Raw genomic sequence first — 18,816 nt, forward strand, 5'->3', positions numbered from 1 at the left:
GCAGGGACTTTTTCTCTGCTGCTTTTCCAAGTATCTATCTGATATGCACCCGGTTCACCTGCACCCAGCCTCCGGGTTTGAGCTGGTAGTAAAACTGCCCCCTTCTCCCCTCATCAATGAAGACAATATCACCGGTTGACAAAAAACGTCCGCTGAAGTCAGCCGGCATGCGGTCGGGGACATTGAAGCTCCTGAAAGCATTATCAAGGCACTCTTCATGTGTCGCCCCCTTAATAGGAAGCCGGTACACTTCTTTATACCCTTTCTTTTGCCGGAACTCCGGCGTCTGGAAAATCGTCACGTCAAAATCCTTCTGCTTCAACATTGGCAATGTTAATTCCTTCAGCATGAAGAAAGCCTCCTTTATTTTTTCCCTTTTTCCAGATCCATCCTCTTCATTCGGCTCTATATATTTCTACTTCAGTTATTACATATTCATCCTGTCGATTCCTTCAGAGAACATATTCTATTTTTATCGTTTTTCAGAAAATTCTGTCGTATATCATTTCCGGACATGCCAGCTTTCGCATACTATGTATAAATCTCATCCTTTTAAAGGGGGAATGAACATGAGGGGCCAGAAATCTGCCCTTCCAGCAGGAAACATCTCCTCCCGCTCCAGAATTTCTTCATATATTCTGTTTTTCCAACTATTAAGAATAAAAGCATGTGAAAGGCTGCAGCAGAAAGATTTTCATTTACTTTCTTATATTCAAAATAAACCTGTTAGGGGATCAATGATTCTCGCCGTCATTGTTTCTATGCTGAGCTTTGCTTTTCAGCCGCTCGCCCCATTCCAGTCCATTGCCCATCGGGGTGCTGTCCAATCGGCTCCCGAAAACACGATGGCAGCCTTCGAAAAAGCGTATGAACTGGGCTTTGACTTCATTGAACTCGATGTTTGGCTGAGCAGAGACCTCCAGCCCGTCGTCATTCATGATGGGGATGTCAGCAGGACAACAGGAGAAACCGGACTGGTAACAGAGCTTTCCGCCAGGCAACTGAAGGAACTGGACGCAGGTTCCTGGTTCAGCGGCCGGTATAAAGGAGAAAAAATTCCACTTTTGAACGAAGTAGTAGAAAGATTCGGGGGAAAGGTCGGCCTTCTCATTGAATTGAAGGGAGCAGGGAGCGGGGCAAGCCTGCCGAAAGAGGTGGCTGCTTTGCTGAACAGAACGCTGGAGGACGGAGTTGACCCTGATCTGCTGATGGTGCAGTCCTTTAATATCGCTGACATCCGTACATTCAGCGCCCTTTCGCCTCAAATACAGGCAGGAATACTGGTCAGCAAGCCGCTTAATACATTCCAGCTTGCTTCGTACAGAAGCTTTGCCGATTTTATGTCTGTCCACCATGCCTTTTTATCCAAGTCCTTTGTCAGCCAGGCGAAATTATTAGGATACAGTATCAATTCATGGACAGTTACGCAAGAACAGCAATTCGCAGCCATGCAGCGCCTTCATGTCAACGGAATCATCTCGGACATCTACCCAGACAGTTCTTCCAGATACAGCAGCACCTTTGAACGGCTCTTTTCATTCGTAGATTTGTAAAAAAGAGCTGCTTGCTTAGACCCCATGAAAAAAGGCGATGGATTTTCCATCGCCTTCTTTCATGCAGTTTCTTTCCATTCAGCAATACCTTAAGATGGTATTTTGCAGCTGCTGTTTTATGCCAGCGAGATCGTAATCTGACACTCTCAGCCGCACATTGGTTTCATCCATTTCCAGGGCCTCTGAAAGAAAGCCTCCCAACCCCCTTGCTTTCCGGTCCACCTGCAGCATAAGCTCCATCTGCGCCCCTCCGGCAGGACGGAATACGAGTTCCAGCTCATCAAGCTTGCCCCTGAAAGGCCCTGAAACCGGGACGAACTCAAACTCCTGAATGAACGGGAGCCTGCCGCGCAGCCTGCGGGGCGCTTCTTCGCATTCTGCTTCCCTGAGCCTGAAGCCCAGTTCTGATACTGCCTGGAGCACGCCGTCCATCAGCCTGTTTGGCTTAATGGATATATAATCCTTGTCACCGGGATCTACCGCATTCTTGATGTCCAGACCCGTTGAAATCCATACCTTCGTTCTGCCCAATGTCAGCGGGGCATCTTCCGGAATTTGAATGGAAAAAGGAATTTCCCTCGTTTCATTCGGCTGGATCAGCAGTGTCTCAGCGATCCTGTATTTATCAATAACACCTGCAGCAGTATACTTCTTATCATCTGATTCTTTAATATAAGTTGTATTCAGAGCCAGGTAAATCTGATCGATTTTCTGCTCTGTCTTTCCTCCCCTGATTTCAATGACACCCTTGGCCATTTCACCCGGATAAAAGGAATCCCGCTCCAATTTTGTATCAACAGAAGCAGAACCCACACCTACACTCGCCAGCACTTTATTAAAAAATGACATCCCGATTCCCCCTATTTCGATTAGACTGCTGAAGCAGCATACATGAAGCCGAAATTACATTAATACATTAATATTACGATATGCGTTCATTTCAGCCTGATGATTTTAATACGTATGGATGATGATAAAGTTTCATTTCCGGGGAGGCAAAATGAAATTATCAACAGAATTTTATCCTGCATGGATAACAAGAATTTTCAATCGCCGGAGTGCGCCTGCCATTCCAAAGAAAGCTTTGCTTGGCGGGCAGAAGAGGGCCGGTATTGAACAGGCATTAATCAGCCAGGCCGGCAACGATATGCCGATTTATATTTTGACAGAAAAAGAAAAGGAGGCTGCAGAAGCTATATTTGAAGAAACGGAAAAATATAACCGCAACAATAGCACGAGGACAGAAGCATATCTTTCGTTTTACAGGCGAAATCCCGACATCCACTGGGCATTCCTTGCCCATATGGTATCAAGGAATGGCGGATATTATATGACAGATATAAAAAGTTCTTATCTGGACAGTTTCCTGACAAAAGAAGACCAGGAGAGGTATTTTATATTTCTGGAGCGCTGCAACGCTTATATTTTTCAGGATGCATATCCACAGCTGCTGCTGTTAGAATATAGCAGGAGAATGGGGACCCCTTTGTTTCACCTGCTCCCCAAGTTCTATGTATCACGCTGGATGAAGCCTTTTTGGCAAAACTTCTTTCAGCATGGCTCTTCTGCTATAATAACAGCCGCCATGATTGTGAATGAACAAAAAATGCTGGAAGACAGGGTTATCGGAGCTTCAGGCGCCGCCATACTGGAGAATCTGCCTTTTCTTCTTCAGGAGAAACTCGGTTTTACAACGGTTGTCTTTCCGCTGAAGAAGGCAAAACACTGCATCTTACACGGTGTATCTGTCAGGGATTTCAGGTCTCCCGATGCCCGGATCCACACTGGCAAGTCATTGTATCAGATCCTTTTTTCCGAAAAACATCACAGAAAGATTAAAGAATTTGCACTAAAGACACCTCATACAGCTTCAAGGTCAGACTATTGGAGCAGCAGGTATTCAGCCGAAAAAGAATCCGGCAAGCTATACAGCCCGTCCCTGGATCAGGCATGGAAGAACAAAAAACACTATTTCACAAAGAAAACAGACTGGTACAGTAAAGAGCGGGACAGCTGCCTACATTATATGGATACTCTGCCGAGAACAGAAGACTATGTTATCACTTGGAATCTTCTGAAGCAGCATAGCTTACTGGCCGCTGCAGATTCCATTGCCCATCATATATCCCCTGACAATCTATCAATCCAGGAAAAATAAAGAAGCTGGCGCCTTACCAGCGCCAGCTTCCATTCTTATTGTATTCTACTCTTCAACTTCCTCATCTATGATGCACTTATCCAGCAAATATTCGAAGGTAATATCCGCCAGATCCTCCAGCTCCATTTCCTCAGGAACGTATCCCCTTTTTACAAGCTCATGAAAGAAAAACTCTGCTATTTCCTCCGTATCTATAAAAACTTCGATTTCTCTCACAGCAACGCCCCCTTTTTCAGAATGTATGATGCTTTTCCTTCTTTCATGCCCAATATGAGGAAAACTTTAAATCTATTAGCTGTATGTCATATCTGCTCCGGACAAGCATACAATGTTCTATCAGAAAAATTGGGAGGCGGAATGATGAATAGACTCAGAGCGGTTATTGACGATATAAAGGATGATGTTAATCAGGAAAACAGCAGCATTATAGATTTTTTTGGGAAAGTTCTTTCTTCCATGTACCTGGTCCTACTTGCAGCAGGTCTTCCCTATCTTGCCTATCTATACCTCGTTTCCGGTTTATAGTCTAGGCGTGCTTTTTGCCGTCAATGCCTGTCAGATGCTTAAGCTTCCGTACAATCACCTGCATGATATGCCTGTATTCATCGTCGCCGAACAGCTGAAAAAGGATCCGGTAGTCATTGTAAATATCAAGCAGGCCATCAATCATCTGCTTTTTCTCTTTCCGGCTTTCCAGGAATTCTTTTTCCATCTGCTTTACAGAGCCCTGCTGCTTCTTCAGATTGACAGGCTTTTGCTGCTTGTTGATTATATAAAGGAGCCCGAGCTTCTGGATGAAAGTGTCGGCGCTTTCTGCATCCGCAAGCAGGGTCAGCTCTTCCTCTCCGGCCTCCAGCCATTCGCCGTCATTAATCCTGGAAAGCTCATAAATGACATCTTCCCAGGCATCCTCTTTGTAACGCCAGATTTCAGTCCGGAACCCCACTACCTTAAAGAGGTCTGATCCATACCCTTTCACCTGCACCAGATCGCCGAACAAAAATTTGTATTCAATATCTATATGTTCTTTCTCCATTATATTACCTTCATACTCAGAAAGCATCTGGAGGCTGGATTCCATAAACAGGCCCTCGCTTTTATTCACTTCATACACATGCATTCCGTCCAGCCATTTAACATCTGTTATTTTGCCGACTGTTCCATACATCGTGATCACGACTGTATCACCGATATTAAATCTTGGCTTTTTTTTCTTTTCCATATCCTCCATCCTCTCAATGATCGTCGTGAGTATTAATTACGATATCATATGCAGGCAGAGGATATTCGGTCCCATATTTGCCTGTTCGCCACTTAGCTTAAAAAAAGAAAAAAGGCTGCTTTTCAAGCAGCCCCAAGAGTATAAATAATGAGTCTTTCCATACAAATTCTTATCTCTTCGTTTCTGACACCAGATATAGCTCCCATGCTTCATCAAAGATGGCCATGCTGTCCAGATAGTGGCCATTCAATTCCAAGTAGCTGCTGAGTTCATCATAATCAAAAAATGTCTTCGGGAAGCTGTGGTCTTCAAATGCAGAATTGGCAAAAGAGCTGATGCTGTCCTTCGGCTCAGGATGACGGTATTTCATCAGGAAATGATAAAAGGATTTCGACATGGTACTCCCTTTCTTCTCTGGTATAATAAGCGCTGGCTGAACAGCCGCACGCATTTTCAACATTTATACCGTCTACTATAAAGGATGCTTGCCGGTTCGTCCACAAAGACATACCCGCTTGAAGGATAAGTATGCTGCCACTTCAATAGGCCGCTGCAGGGAGAAGCGAATGACGATTACATGATGGATTGTGGAACCTCCGCTATCTGTTAAGCAATGGAATTAACTCCTTCAGCTTCAGTAAGTAAGATTCTGTAAGTGAAGCCGGCTTTGGACGGTGTGCCGGAGGATAGCTGCTAGCAGGCTTCGCCAAAAGCTTGAACTGGACAGCTTCCTCGCATAACTGCTGCTGGCTGTTTATACGGCCTTCGCCGCTTTTCCTGTCCACATAGCGATAGCGGCCATCATGGTTCTGTTCCCTTGCTTTGCAGTTATCTTTTAGCATAAGGTCAAGCACATTATATATTCTCTCTTTAAGCCGTTCTTCCAGGATGGGAAAAAGAATTTCAACCCGATTTTCCATATTCCGCGTCATCCAGTCTGCTGAAGATAGAAATACCTTTTGATCTGCATCATGGTGAAAATAAAAAATTCTTGTATGCTCAAGAAATGCACCGACAATACTGCGGACCCTGATGTTTTCGCTGACGCCTTCAATGCCGGGCCTCAAGCAGCAGACACCCCTGATGATGAGGTCTACCTTCACCCCGGCGATCGAAGCTTCATACAATTTTTTGATGATTTTCTTGTCTGTCAGAGAATTCATTTTGGCAATGATTCTTCCATTCTGGTTTATCCTGTGAAAATACATTTCCTCTTCAATCAGTTCGATGAAGGTATCCCTGATGCCGAAAGGCGAAACAGATAAATGCTGATATGAAGGCCTCTCCATATATCCGCTCAGATAATTAAAAAAGTTAATAGCATCTTCTCCAAGCTGATAATTGCAAGTGAGCAGCCCCATGTCTGTATAAATCCTTGCGGTGGCATCATTATAGTTTCCTGTGCCCAGATGCACATACCTCTGGATATTCCCTTTTTCCCGGCGGATAACCAGTGTGATTTTGCTGTGTGTTTTCAGATGTGTCATGCCATAGATCACATGACAGCCTGATTGTTCCAGTTCCTTTGCCCACTGGACATTTTTTTCCTCGTCAAATCTGGCCTTCAGTTCCACCAGTACGGTTACCTGCTTCCCATTTTCGGCAGCACGCTTCAAGCTTTCAATGATTGGTGAATCCCCGCTGACTCGATAAAGGGTCTGCTTGATTGCCAGTACATCTTTATCCTCTGCGGCTTCTCTCATGAATTCCACAACAGGCTCAAAAGACTCATAAGGATGATGCAGCAGTGCGTCCTTTCTCCGGATCTTCCCGAAAATACTTCCGTCCCCCTCCAAATCCTGAGGTGGCTGGGGTATAAAGGACCGTGCTGCCAAATGCTCATGGCTGGCCTGAATTTCTTTATAAAATGGAAACAGGAATGTAAGATCCAGGGGGGCTTGAACAGCATATATGTCCTTCCCGTGTATCTCCAATTCCTTTCTTAAGAAATCGATCACCTGACGGCTGTTTTCATCCTGCTGGTATTCCAGCCGGACAGCTGCACCTCTTTTACGTTTCTTAAGCTCTTCTTCAATTTCCTGCAGCAGGTCCTCCGCTTCATCTTCATGAATGGTCAGATCGGCGTTGCGGGTGATCCGGAAAGGAGTGGCAGATCGTACGTTATAGCCAGTAAACAGTTTGTGTATGCAATTGATAATGACTTCTTCCAATAGCACAAACTTTCTGGCCTGCCCTTTTTGGGGAAGCTCCACCAGCCGGTCGATCACAGATGGAACCTGTACGATGACCAGTTTTCCATCAAGGTTCAGCTGCTTCTTTTTATCCGGATAATTCTCTTCTATGATGACAGCCAGATTCAATGATTTGTTTAGCAGCATCGGGAAGGGGCGGTAGGCATCTATCGCCATAGGGGTCAGGACAGGATAGACATTTGCTTCAAAGAAGTTCTCCAGGAATAACAAATCCTTTGAGGAGAGATCCTTTATTCTGGAGATTTCCACCTGTTCTTTTGTTAAAAGGGGAGTAAGCTTATTGCAATATATTTCATCTTGCTTCTTAACCAGACTATGTGTTTTTTCGGAAATGGCGTTCAGCTGCTCCTTGGGAGTCAGCCCTGCTTTATTTTCCGGTTTATTAAACCCGGCCTTCAGCTGATCCAGCAGCCCAGCTACACGCACCATAAAAAACTCATCCAGATTTGAACTAAAAATTGATAGGAATTTGTATCGCTCCAATAACGCGTTCTGATCATCTTCCGCCTCTTCCAGCACTCTATTATTAAAATCCAGCCAGCTCAGTTCCCGATTATTGTAATAGGAAGGATTGTCCAGGTCAGAAATTTCAGGTTTCTCATGGTTTATGTACATGGTTCTACATCCCCTTCTGCAATCTTCGACAATGTTAAAATTAGCAAATAAGGATGTAAATAACTAGTATGATAATGTTAAGTTTTGTAAATTTGTTAATTGAAGCTAACAACCACAGGCAGGTCTTGTTACTTTTTCTCTGCTTAATGATTCCTGGAGCGTATTTTTATTTACAATAGCTTTACATTTGACTTTAGTATTTTCATATAGAATTGTATTTATAAAAGTCTTCAAAGGAGTGTCCTTTTTTTGAACAAGCAGACAATCGCCCTGATTGATTTAGGGTCCAATACCATTCAAATGGCCATTTACGAAATCAATGAGGATTTACAGGTTTTTCATGAAGTTGAGCGTATCAAGACAGCGGCACGGCTTATCAATCATGTAGATGAAAAAGGCTTTTTAACACCGGAAGGCATCCAGCTTATCATCACCATTTTTAAAGAGTTCCGGCAAACTGCTGAAAAGTACGGGACAGGCCGCATTACCGGCTATGCCACTGCCGTTATCCGCAACTCCCTTAATCAGAAAGAGATCCTGGCTGAGGTTGCGGCCCGGACCGGTATTTCAGTTTCTGTTATAAGCGGTTATGAAGAAGCATACTATGGCTACCTCGGCGTGATTCATTCTATGGATGCAAAGGAGGGGATCACTATTGATATCGGCGGGGGAAGCACGGAAATAACCCTTTTCAGAAACAGGGAGATGGCAGATTATCACAGCTTTCAATTCGGTGCTGTCAATCTGCATGAAACCTATACTAAGGGCAAAAGAGCTGATGATTATCAACTAACCCAATTACGCCGCTATATATCGGACAGCATCCAGGCCCTTCCCTGGCTGAAAAATGCCGGCCTCCCAATTATCGGGATTGGAGGAAGCGCAAAAAACCTCGCCAGAATCCATCACGCGAAATTTGACAGTGCAGAAGTAAAGCTCCATGAAGTGAACAGCATCTTCTCTGAGCTTTCCTCCATGGATGTAACTGAGCGTTCTAAAATAAAAGGTTTGTCAAAAAAAAGGAGAGATATCATTCTTCCTGCCATTCAAATCGTATGCCAGGTGATGGAGACTGCCCGGTCTCCCTATTTTGTTTACTGCGATAAAACGGTCAGGGACGGAATCATGTACAATATGCTGGAAAATAAGCAATAACCGCCCGTTCTTTTCACATGACCGGTGCGCTTTCAGGCACCTTAGCATTCTCCATTCTTGCTCCTGCAGCTGTTGACAGGAGAATAGACAAAAGGCCCGATCATCCCGGGCCTTTTGCTATGTCCTTAATCAAATTTAAAATAATTCCTCTTCAGGAGCTTGGGTTTAGCCATCAATTCTTGAAAGGTAAGTGTTTTTTCAATACTTTTCGTATCAATTAAAAAGAGCTGGTCTTCAATCTGTTCTATGATCTTTTCTTTTTGATAGATCATTCCGCACCCATTGCAGACAATGCAGGGGGTTTCTTTGATTTCAATCCCTTTTGTCCCATCAGGCAGTTCCCAGAAGACCGAGGCGGTTTGCTCTGCAGTATCTTCAGAAGAGCACCAGTCACAACTCATTCCCCCTTCTCCTCCTTCCCCTCGCCCCATTTTTTCATCTGTGCTTCGAATTTCTTTTCTTTCAATTCATCGCGCTTCTCCCGTTTATCCTTAAGGGAATGGTGCTCCGGATTCTGCTGGTACGCTTCCCTGCGGTCCAGCCTCCTCAAGCCTTCAGGAACAAGATTGAACTGTGAATCATTCATGAGAGCCGATATGCCTGTATTGCTTTTTTTCTGGTCCATATCAGGATAAATGCTTTTAAAATAGTCCTCTGCCCGGCCTGGTACATAATTCTCCGGTTCAGGATAAGTCGTGATGACTCCTTCGAAATTCCGCAGCACTACCTTATCCGCACTTTGGGAAATCAGATAATTCGGCTGCAGGGCAATCTTTCCTCCGCCGCCAGGGGCATCACAAACGAAAGTCGGCACAGCGTAGCCTGATGTATGTCCCCTCAGTCCTTCAATGATCTCCAGACCTTTCGAGACCGGCGCCCTGAAATGGCCGATTCCTTCTGATAAATCACACTGATAAATATAGTAAGGGCGCACCCTGATTTTTACGAGATCATGCATTAGCTTTTTCATGATAGGGACACTGTCATTGATGCCCGCCAGGATGACTGCCTGGTTGCCGACCGGCACGCCGGCATCAGCGAGCATTTCGCACGCCTTCTTTGCTTCTTCCGTAATTTCAATGCTCGTATTGAAATGGGTATTCAGCCAGATTGGATGGTATTTCTTCAAAATATTGCACAGATTTTCTGTAATCCTTTGCGGAAAAACCACTGGGGCGCGCGTGCCGATCCTGATGATTTCCACATGATCAATTTCCCGCAGGTTTTTCAGTATATATTCCAGGATCGTATCATTGATTAAAAGTCCATCTCCTCCTGATATGAGCACATCACGGACTTCTGGTGTGTTCCGGATATAAGCGATCGCTTCATCCAGCTGTTTTTTCGGCACGCCCATGCCGATCTGGCCGGAGAACCTCCTCCTTGTGCAGTAGCGGCAGTACATGGAACATTGATTGGTCACAAGAAACAGCACCCGGTCAGGATAGCGGTGCGTCAATCCGGGCACAGGCGAATCTTCATCTTCATGGAGAGGGTCTTCCAGGTCATATTTTGTTTTATGGATTTCCTGAGAAATCGGGACAGACTGCATCCTGACAGGACAGCGGGGGTCATCCGGATTCATCAGTGAAGCATAATATGGTGTAATATTCAATGGAATCGTTTTAGTTGAAATCTTGACGCCCTCTTCTTCCTCAGGCGTCAGATTAATGACTTTTTTCAAATCTTCCAGATTTCTTATCGTGTTGGTCAGCTGCCAAAGCCAGTCATTCCATTGCTCTTCTGTTACATCTTTCCAAAGCTCTATATCCTTCCAATGGCGGTCAGCTTTATATAAGTCCAGCTTCATTTTCAATTCCTCCCAGCTAATGGTAAAGTTTGCAGCTTCCTTATACTGTATTACATGCAATTTCCATGCCAAATGTTAAAACCTCATACAGCGCTGCAGAAAAGAAAGGAAAATAAAAAGAAATGCCGGTTATTCGGCATTCCCCAGATGATGCTTATGAAGCTTATATTGAAGAGTCTGCCTTGGAAGCTTCAGAAGCCTGGCCGCCTGCAGGATGTTTCCGCCAGTCTCGGTTAATGCCGCTTCAATGATTTCCTTTTCTGCAGCTTCTACAAGCTCTTTCAAGGAAGACGCATTTTCCTTGCTTCTGCCGGTGTTTCTCATTTGTTTAAGCATGACGGGAAGATCCTCTTCAGCAAGCTCACTGCCTTCTGATATATTGACCATATACTCAATCGTATGCTTTAATTCCCTCACATTCCCGGGCCAGTGATAGCTGCGGAAGAATTTTTCTGCAGAACTGCCGATTTCTTTTACTTTTTTTCCAAGATTCCTGTTGAACGATTCAAGAAAGTGGCTTGCCAAGATCCCGATATCCTCAGGCCTCTCTCGAAGAGGGAACAACTCAAACGTAAACACATTCAGCCGATAGTATAGGTCATGCCTCAAAATCCCATGCTCCATGGCCTCATGAGGAGGGATATTCATGGCCGCAATGATCCTGACCTTGGTGGCAATGCTCCTGGCCCCCCCAATCCGCCTGACTGCACCATCCTCCAGCACCCTCAGGAGCTTTGCCTGCAGAACAGCCGGCATCGTATGGAGCTCATCAAGAAACAAAGTCCCCCCATCCGCAAGTTCAAAAAGCCCCGGCCTTTCAACCGCTCCAGTATAGCTGCCTTTTGCTGTCCCGAAAAGAATTCCTTCAAGCAGTGTCTCGGGTATTGCTGCACAATTCTGTGCAATGAAAGGCTTATCCCTTCTGGCTGATGCGTGGTGGATTCCCTGGACAAACAGCTCCTTGCCGCATCCGCTCTCCCCATAGACAAGGATGGGTGAAGAAGAGCCAGCCAGCTTTAATGCATCCTTTTTAAGCTGAATAAAATCAGCATTGACTGTCAGCAGATCATCCAGCGTATATACTGTGCTTCCTGCCGGCCGCAGCTTCCTTTCCCTTGGCACGCTTGCTTTCTGAAGGTCCAGCAGCCTTTCGGACAGTATCTTCAGGCGTGAATAGTCCTTTGCAATCTCCACGGCCCCTACAAGCTCTCCTTCTACAAAAAGTGGAAGGGTGGTGTTCAGGGTTTCAATCTTTTTGCCATGAAGGTTAATATAGCTTTGGGACTGATCGTATATCGGCTGTTTTGTTTTCATTACCTGGAGAAGGGTGCTTGACTTCATGCTCAAAGATGGAAAGCTTTCAAGCAGCGGCTTTCCGAGCACTTCTTCCATCCCCATCCCATCATGTGCAGCGGCAACTTCATTATAAAAGATGGTGATCCCATTTATATCCACAGCATGAATGCCTTCATCTATACCTTTCAGAATGGCTGTAAGCACTTGTTCTTTCATACATCCAACCCCCTTACTCATCTATATGAAAAGGTGCCGGAAAATTGTCCTTCTAGTGCCGGATTTTTGGCACTTCCGCAAGATTTTTCACCCAGATATTCATATCTTCAAGCTTGTCAAAAATATAACAGTTATTGGACAGCCTGCCTCTGTAACTGTAACCAAGCTGATGAAGGGCTGCATTCATCCCGTATGACAGGCTCCTTGCGATGGAATATGCGCAAAAGATTCCCTGGCAGGCAAGCTCTTCTTCAAGTTTGCCAATCAGTATTTTCATCAATCCATGCTTTCGGAAGTCAGGGAGTGTGGCACAGTCCGTCAATTCTGCATTTCGGTAGAAAGAATTGATTTCTGCAGAGGCTGCACTCACGATTGTCCCCTCGTGCTTCACTCCAAGGAACATAGTGCCATTTTCCATCGACTTTTCGATATACCGGGGGTCATCCATAGGAACGGGATAAATTTGAAATACCGCCTTATACAGCTCAGCCAGTTCCCGGGCATCTTCCGGCTTGAAGCGTACAAGCCGGAATGGAGGCTGAAGACTGGAACCATTCCCGGTTCTTTCGAGGCTGCGCACTTTCTCTGCAATCTCATCCTCCTCAGCCCAGTTCAGGTTGCTCCTTCTGGCGCTTTTATAATATTTCGACATCAAATAAGCATCAGATCCTAAAAAATATCCATCGATTTTGCCTTCCGTCTGGAAGCCGTTCTCTAGATAAAACTCCGCCTCCTCTGCCCTTGCTTTGACAATCATTTTTTCTGCCTGGATTTCCTTTCTTAGACTGTATGCGCATTCAAGCGCATCTTCATGGTTTCCAAGGCAGTCATCCACCCTGATCCTCTTGTTATACGGATCAATGAAAACCTCAAGAGAGAATGTATCCTGCCTGATGATTCTGACTGACGACTGTTCCATTTTCCTCCCCCTTTAAAAAAAGGGGACCCTCAGTCCGAGCGCCCCCTGCCTTCATAAAACCGTCCCGGTTTGAAGGTTTTATTCATATTTGATGCTGACAAGCTTAAGCTCTGTCATTTCCTCGACAGCATATTTGATTCCCTCCCTGCCGGTCCCGCTCAGCTTGACTCCGCCGTATGGCATATGGTCCACACGGAATGTCGGGAAATCATTGATCATCACTCCGCCGACCTCCAGCTCGCGCGCTGCCTTCAGTGCGGCATTGATATCCTTCGTGAATATCCCTGCCTGCAATCCGTATTGGGAGTCATTCACATAACCTATAGCTTCATTCACGTCCGAAAAGCGATTGATATGGACAACAGGAGCAAAAGCCTCTTCACAGGAAATTTTCTCTTCTTTGTCTACATCCAGGAGAACTGTCGGCTGGAACAGAGATCCTTCCCCCCTGCCCCCAAGAGCAAGCTTAGCCCCGCTGTTTACAGCACTTTTCACCCAGGATTCTGCCCGTTCAGCATCATCTGCAGAAATCATGGCAGATACATCTGTCGTCTCATTCAGCGGGTCACCTGCTCTGAGCTTCCCGGCTTCAAGGACAAATCTTTCAGTAAAATCCTCAAAAATGGCTTCATGTACATATATCCGCTGAACAGAGATGCAGACCTGGCCCTGGAAAGCAAAAGCTCCTGATACGATTCTTGGGACCGCCTTATCCAGGTCGGTATCCTTGTCGACAATGACGGCTGAGTTTGAGCCCAGCTCAAGCGTCACCTTTTTCAGGCCGGCATTTTCCCTGATATAAGTGCCAACTTCAGGGCTTCCCGTAAAAGTGATCATCTTGATCCTTTTATCAGAAAGGAAAATGTCCCCGATTGTTTTGCCGCTTCCTGATATCACATTGAGCGCACCTGCAGGCAGGCCGGCACGATGGAAAATGTCCGCTATCTTATATGCGCTCAAAGGCGTCTGGCTGGCCGGCTTCAGGACGACTGTGTTGCCTGCCGCAATGGCAGGACCGACCTTATGGGCAACAAGATTCATCGGGAAGTTGAAGGGCGTGATCGCGCCAATGACCCCGAGCGGCTCTTTTACCGTGTAAGCGAGCCTTCCCTCGCCTCCCGGTGCTGCATCCATCGGGATGGTTTCCCCATACAGCCTTCTTGCTTCCTGTGCAGCAAATGCATAGGTCATAATGGTCCTGTCCACCTCTGCCCGTGCTGCTTTCAGCGGCTTTGCTGCTTCCTGAGAAATGATTCTTGCACACTCCTCTTTCTCATCCTTGAGGATTTGCACTGCATTCTCCAGTATTTCAGCCCTTGTATGGGCAGGCATTCCGGCCATCATTTTTGATGCTTTCTCTGCAGAAGCGATGGCTGCCTCGATTTCTCCGCTTCCAGCCGCCGCCACATCTGCCAGTTTCTCCTGATTATAAGGGCTTCTAAGCTCCCTGTATTCACTGCCGGGTTCAAAACTGCCATTGATCCATAAATCCTGCTTCATATGATTACCTCCTATAGACAATGTAGCTTAAGTATAAATTCCTGGGCTGAAAAATCCCACCAATCGGCTTCCCCTGACGCCAGGATGATATTATCTTCACAATTTTACCCGCACCACTCCATGATGCTCTCGGCAATGATTTCTGCAGCCTTGAACATTTCGTCAAGGGAAATGGATTCATTGGCGTCATGTGCGGCCTCTGTCGTTCCAGGTCCAAAGACTACTACAGGCGTTCCGCCGGCCCCGGAAAGGATGCCGCCGTCTGTTCCCCATGGAGACGCCTCTATCGCCGGCATTTTCCCTTCCACCTTTTCATAGCTTTCAGAGATTATCTTCATCAGCGGATGGCCGATATCCAGATTCCCCGGCTGCCATCTTCCTCCAAACCATTCGATCCTGCAGGGATTATCCAGGAACCAGACATCCTCTTCAGCAAGTGAGGCCAATACAGCTTCCAGCTCTTTTTCTGCCATCTTCATATCTTCTTCAGGGGCAACCCCGATCCTTCCTTCTATGACCGCAGTATCAGGGACAGAAGATGGCCACTCCCCGCTGGTGATTTTTCCGATATTAATGGGAATCGGGATAGGGATTCCTTTATATAAAGGATCAGTAATCCGTTCATTTCTCTTTTTTTCGAGCATTTGGAGAGAAGCTATGACCTTCATTGCCTTTTCTATGGCACTGACGCCCTCATAGCGGGTGCCGCCATGTGCAGCACGGCCTTTGACTGTAATCCTGAACCACATTGAACCCTGCTGTTTCGGAAACAGCTTCATATTTGTCGGTTCGGGGATAATGGCGCCATCTGCCTTGTAGCCCCTGATGACGGCTGCAAGTGTTCCGGCTCCTCCGCTTTCTTCTTCTATGACACTCTGAAAGATGACATCACCCTTTAATTCCTTCCCCGCCGCAATCAGGTACTCTAGCGCCAGCAGAAGGGAAACTGTCCCGCCCTTCATGTCGGTCGCCCCCCTGCCATAAAGCCTCCCATCCTTTATTTGTCCGCTATAGGGGTCATATTTCCAATCGTCCCTGTTGCCCTCAGGCACCACATCGATATGGCCATTCAAGATGATGCTCTTGCCTCCGCCGGTCCCCTTCCAGACTCCCACCACATTCGGGTTGCCGCTGAAATCCCTTCTGTCAGAACAGAATAGGGGATGTGCAGGCAGCTCATCTTTGCCGATTTCCCATATATCCAGCTCCAGACCCATCTCACGGCACTTCTCGATGATCACAGCCTGGGCACCGGCCTCATTCCCCCTTGTGCTTGGTTCCTGGACAAGCCTTTGGAGAAGCCTGGTCCCTTTGGACCGGTTTTTGCTCAGCCATTCTTTTACTCTTCCATCACTATCATTCAATAAAACCGCCTCCCAGATGCCTGCTAATCTATTATTCTTATGTTCTCCGCCAGCTGCAGACTGCAGCCTGTCTTGCTCTTTACTTCCTCCACAGAATAGGGAGAAAAAAGCTCCTTCAGGACCATCCCTGTTTTGGTGATTTCAAACACCGCCATCTCTGTAATGACAAGGGAAGCACAGGCAGGGGATGTCAGAGGGAGTGTGCAGTCCTCAAGAATTTTCGGGCTGCCGTTTTTATCTGTCTGATTCATTACCACGATAACTCTCTTCGCTTTCTGTGCAAGCTCCATCGCCCCTCCCATCCCCGGTACTTTCCGGCCGGGAACGATCCAGTTGGCCAGGTCCCCCTTCCCGCTGACCTGCAGTGAGCCGAGAATTGTCAAATCAACCCTCCCGCGCCTGATCATCCCAAAAGCCGTGGTGCTGTCGCAATATGAGGACCCTCTGACGCTGGTAACCGGAAATCCGCCTGCATTGCAGAGATGGGGGTCTTCCTTGCCCTTAACAGGACTTGGCCCCATCCCTGTTATGCCGTTTTCGGCATGAAACATAACACTTATAGATTCCGGCAGGAAATCTGGCACAAGAGAAGGAATGCCGATTCCTAAATTGACGATCATCCCGTCTCTGATTTCTTCCGCTGCCCTCTTGGCAATTCTCTTTCTGTTCTCTATTCCCATGCCCATTTCCAGTTCACTCCCTTTGAAGGAACCACATAATCCACAAATACCCCAGGCGTCATGACCTCATCCGGATCAATAGCGCCCATAGGGACGATCTCCTCCACCTCAGCAATCGTTTTATTCCCGGCCATTGCTGCCAGAGGGTTTGTATTTCGTGCACTTTTATCATAAATAAGATTGCCGAACGGATCCGCCTTTTTTGCATACACAATTGAAATGTCAGCTGTGATCGCTGTTTCAATCAGATATTCTTTTCCGCTGATAGTATGAGTTGCCTTTCCTGCCGAAACCATCTCATTTGATATGCCGATATCTGTCAATATCCCGGCAATGCCAACACCGCCAGCCCTGATCCTTTCAGCAAGCGTTCCCTGGGGAGAGAACTCCACTTCGAGCTTGCTTTCATTCATCAAGCGGCCTGCCTCCGGGTTGGAGCCTATATGAGATGCAATCAATTTTTTGACCCGCCCCAATGTAACAAGCCTCCCCGCGCCTATATGGGGAAATCCGGCATCATTGCAGATAAGGGTGATATTTTTTGTCCCTTTTTGGATCAATTCCTCTATGAGGGTCGGCGGCGTACCGATTCCCCCGAATCCTCCGGCGATTATGGATATGCCATCATGGAAGAGATCCATTGCCTGCGCTGCGGTCACAACCTTGTTAAATGAGCCGCTCATGTGTGCCCCCCTTCCGGCTGTTCTATCATTTTCTGAAATTCAGACAAAGACTGGTCAAGGAGCACCGCCAATTGGTCCAGTTCCTCCATGCTGATATTCAAAGGGGGTGCAATGATGATGGCATCCCCATGAATGCCGTCTATCCCTGAACCGGCGGGATATAGGAGCAGGCCCTTCCACTGGGCGGCGCTGACCAGCTTTTGTGCAGCCATCCGGCACCGGCCGAATGGCTCTTTTGACGCTTTGTCCTTAACAAGCTCGATTCCAAGAAGCAGTCCCTTCCCCCTGATGTCGCCAATGAAGCTGTACTTCTTCTCCAGCCGCCGGAGATGGTCACGCAGGTACTCACCCTTCCTGACCACCTCAGAGATGATTTGCTCTTTTTCCAGATATTCCAGCACCGCCAGTGAAACAGCGCAAGATTGCGGATTGGCGCTCAATGTATGCCCGCTCATGATGGACTTTGACCCTGCCATAATAGGCTCCATTATTTTATCGGAGACTACGGCAGCTGCTATCGGGGCATATCCGGCTCCCATGCCTTTGCCAAACGCGGCGATGTCCGGCTGGATGCCCCAGTTTTCGCAGGCAAGCATTGTACCTGTCCGGCCAAATCCAGTCATCACTTCATCTGCAATGAATAAAATATTGTGCTTCTCGCAGATCTTTTTGATCACTTTGTAATAGCCTTCCGGAGGAGAAATGGCTCCTCCCGCCGCCCCGATGACCGGCTCTGCAATGAACGCTGCAATCTGTTCTGATCCGATGCGTTTAATCGCCGTTTCGAGTTCTGCTGCGCACAGATGGCCGCATTGAGGCGCCTCCAGCCCATATGGACAGCGGTAGCAGTATGGCGGATGAACGGCAGGGAAATCCTCCAGGAGAGGGATGAATCTGGCTCTTCTCCCCGGATGGCCTGACATTGAAAGTGCCCCTAATGTGATGCCGTGATAGCTTACCCATCTGGATAAAATCTTGGTCTTTGTACGAATTCCTTTTTCCTGCCAGTACTGGATGGCTATTTTCATCGCGGTTTCTGTGGCCTCTGAGCCGCTGTTCACAAAAAATGACCAATTCAGATCACCCGGCAAAGCTTCTGCTATTTTGCTGGCAAGGTTTTCTGCTGCATCGCTGGTGAATTGGGATCTGTATACAAATGAAACCTTTTTAGCCTGTTCCATCATTGCCTGGATCACTTCTTCGTTGCCGTGGCCGATATTCGCCGTCACTGCTCCTGAACAGGCATCCAGATATTTCTTTCCTTCTTTGTCATATAAATATACTCCCTTGCCCCGCTCAATCATTGGATAATCGGCATCCAGCATTGGCTTTATCAAAAACGACGGCTGATTCAATGTCGCTTCCTCCATTTCAGTGACTGGTGTCGCGTCTACTGCCCCGCTCGCTTCATTATATGAATGTCCACCGGGAA

19 protein-coding genes are annotated in these 18,816 nt (G+C 46.8%); 4 read left to right on the forward strand and 15 right to left on the reverse strand.

Features of this window, described 5'->3' with window-relative positions; translation table 11 throughout:
• Positions 1 to 34: 34 nt before the first annotated feature.
• The gene (locus AC4E8B_RS15675) at positions 35 to 349 is read right to left on the reverse strand and encodes a YodL domain-containing protein (RefSeq protein WP_490214287.1); all 315 of its coding nucleotides are present in this window, start codon (positions 347 to 349) and stop codon (positions 35 to 37) included.
• A 220-nt stretch (positions 350 to 569) separates the two neighbouring features.
• On the opposite strand from AC4E8B_RS15675, the gene AC4E8B_RS15680 reads away from it, so the two are divergent.
• Complete coding sequence (locus AC4E8B_RS15680; protein WP_490214288.1) at positions 570 to 1,553, forward strand: glycerophosphodiester phosphodiesterase; 984 nt, start codon at positions 570 to 572, stop codon at positions 1,551 to 1,553.
• 78 nt (positions 1,554 to 1,631) lie between these two features.
• On the opposite strand, the gene AC4E8B_RS15685 is transcribed toward AC4E8B_RS15680, so the two are convergent.
• Positions 1,632 to 2,402, reverse strand: coding sequence for a sporulation protein (locus AC4E8B_RS15685; protein WP_490214289.1), 771 nt, complete (start codon positions 2,400 to 2,402; stop codon positions 1,632 to 1,634).
• 151 nt (positions 2,403 to 2,553) lie between these two features.
• Here AC4E8B_RS15685 and AC4E8B_RS15690 point away from each other — a divergent pair, with 151 nt between their 5' ends.
• Positions 2,554 to 3,711, forward strand: coding sequence for a DUF2515 family protein (locus AC4E8B_RS15690; RefSeq protein WP_490214290.1), 1,158 nt, complete (start codon positions 2,554 to 2,556; stop codon positions 3,709 to 3,711).
• 45 nt (positions 3,712 to 3,756) lie between these two features.
• Here the strand turns inward: AC4E8B_RS15690 and AC4E8B_RS15695 are convergent, their stop codons facing one another.
• On the reverse strand, positions 3,757 to 3,927 hold the full coding sequence (locus AC4E8B_RS15695; RefSeq protein WP_490214291.1) for a YozD family protein: 171 nt from the start codon (positions 3,925 to 3,927) through the stop codon (positions 3,757 to 3,759).
• Positions 3,928 to 4,068: 141 nt separating this feature from the next.
• On the opposite strand from AC4E8B_RS15695, the gene AC4E8B_RS15700 reads away from it, so the two are divergent.
• Complete coding sequence (locus tag AC4E8B_RS15700; protein ID WP_490214292.1) at positions 4,069 to 4,236, forward strand: hypothetical protein; 168 nt, start codon at positions 4,069 to 4,071, stop codon at positions 4,234 to 4,236.
• Position 4,237: 1 nt separating this feature from the next.
• Here the strand turns inward: AC4E8B_RS15700 and AC4E8B_RS15705 are convergent, their stop codons facing one another.
• The 3 genes from AC4E8B_RS15705 to AC4E8B_RS15715 all read right to left on the reverse strand — a co-directional run bounded on the left by AC4E8B_RS15705 (position 4,238) and on the right by AC4E8B_RS15715 (position 7,761).
• Positions 4,238 to 4,933: a hypothetical protein gene (locus tag AC4E8B_RS15705; RefSeq protein WP_490214293.1), complete on the reverse strand. Its 696-nt coding sequence runs from the start codon at positions 4,931 to 4,933 to the stop codon at positions 4,238 to 4,240.
• 169 nt (positions 4,934 to 5,102) lie between these two features.
• Complete coding sequence (locus AC4E8B_RS15710; RefSeq protein ID WP_490219719.1) at positions 5,103 to 5,330, reverse strand: YozE family protein; 228 nt, start codon at positions 5,328 to 5,330, stop codon at positions 5,103 to 5,105.
• Positions 5,331 to 5,532: 202 nt separating this feature from the next.
• A complete protein-coding gene (locus tag AC4E8B_RS15715; RefSeq protein ID WP_490214294.1) occupies positions 5,533 to 7,761 on the reverse strand; it encodes an RNA degradosome polyphosphate kinase in 2,229 nt (742 codons plus the stop codon).
• Positions 7,762 to 8,010: 249 nt separating this feature from the next.
• Between AC4E8B_RS15715 and AC4E8B_RS15720 the strand changes: the two genes are divergently transcribed.
• Positions 8,011 to 8,916, forward strand: coding sequence for a Ppx/GppA phosphatase family protein (locus tag AC4E8B_RS15720; RefSeq protein ID WP_490214295.1), 906 nt, complete (start codon positions 8,011 to 8,013; stop codon positions 8,914 to 8,916).
• A gap of 125 nt (positions 8,917 to 9,041) precedes the next feature.
• On the opposite strand, the gene AC4E8B_RS15725 is transcribed toward AC4E8B_RS15720, so the two are convergent.
• The 9 genes from AC4E8B_RS15725 to AC4E8B_RS15765 form a co-directional block, all read right to left on the reverse strand.
• A complete protein-coding gene (locus AC4E8B_RS15725) occupies positions 9,042 to 9,317 on the reverse strand; it encodes a YokU family protein (protein ID WP_490214296.1) in 276 nt (91 codons plus the stop codon).
• Positions 9,314 to 10,726 carry a lysine 2,3-aminomutase gene (gene kamA, locus AC4E8B_RS15730; protein WP_490214297.1) on the reverse strand — a complete coding sequence of 471 codons (1,413 nt, stop codon included), beginning with the start codon at positions 10,724 to 10,726 and terminating at the stop codon, positions 9,314 to 9,316. The genes AC4E8B_RS15725 and kamA overlap by 4 nt, the downstream gene beginning before the upstream one ends.
• Positions 10,727 to 10,855: 129 nt before the next feature.
• Positions 10,856 to 12,238, reverse strand: coding sequence for a sigma-54 interaction domain-containing protein (locus AC4E8B_RS15735; RefSeq protein ID WP_490214298.1), 1,383 nt, complete (start codon positions 12,236 to 12,238; stop codon positions 10,856 to 10,858).
• Positions 12,239 to 12,290: 52 nt separating this feature from the next.
• Positions 12,291 to 13,157, reverse strand: coding sequence for a putative beta-lysine N-acetyltransferase (gene ablB / locus AC4E8B_RS15740; RefSeq protein WP_490214299.1), 867 nt, complete (start codon positions 13,155 to 13,157; stop codon positions 12,291 to 12,293).
• A 78-nt stretch (positions 13,158 to 13,235) separates the two neighbouring features.
• Entirely contained in the window at positions 13,236 to 14,657 is a 1,422-nt protein-coding gene (locus AC4E8B_RS15745; protein ID WP_490214300.1) for an aldehyde dehydrogenase family protein, read from the reverse strand.
• A gap of 104 nt (positions 14,658 to 14,761) precedes the next feature.
• Positions 14,762 to 16,021, reverse strand: coding sequence for a peptidase (locus AC4E8B_RS15750; RefSeq protein WP_490214301.1), 1,260 nt, complete (start codon positions 16,019 to 16,021; stop codon positions 14,762 to 14,764).
• Between the two features lie 23 nt (positions 16,022 to 16,044).
• Positions 16,045 to 16,707 (reverse strand): 3-oxoacid CoA-transferase subunit B, encoded by a 663-nt coding sequence (locus tag AC4E8B_RS15755; protein ID WP_490214302.1) that lies wholly within the window; start codon positions 16,705 to 16,707, stop codon positions 16,045 to 16,047.
• Positions 16,692 to 17,384, reverse strand: coding sequence for a CoA transferase subunit A (locus AC4E8B_RS15760; RefSeq protein ID WP_490214303.1), 693 nt, complete (start codon positions 17,382 to 17,384; stop codon positions 16,692 to 16,694). The genes AC4E8B_RS15755 and AC4E8B_RS15760 overlap by 16 nt, the downstream gene beginning before the upstream one ends.
• Positions 17,381 to 18,754: an aspartate aminotransferase family protein gene (locus tag AC4E8B_RS15765; RefSeq protein ID WP_490214304.1), complete on the reverse strand. Its 1,374-nt coding sequence runs from the start codon at positions 18,752 to 18,754 to the stop codon at positions 17,381 to 17,383. The genes AC4E8B_RS15760 and AC4E8B_RS15765 overlap by 4 nt, the downstream gene beginning before the upstream one ends.
• Positions 18,755 to 18,816 lie beyond the last annotated feature (62 nt).

It is taken from the genome of Bacillus sp. SRL543 (assembly GCF_984799205.1).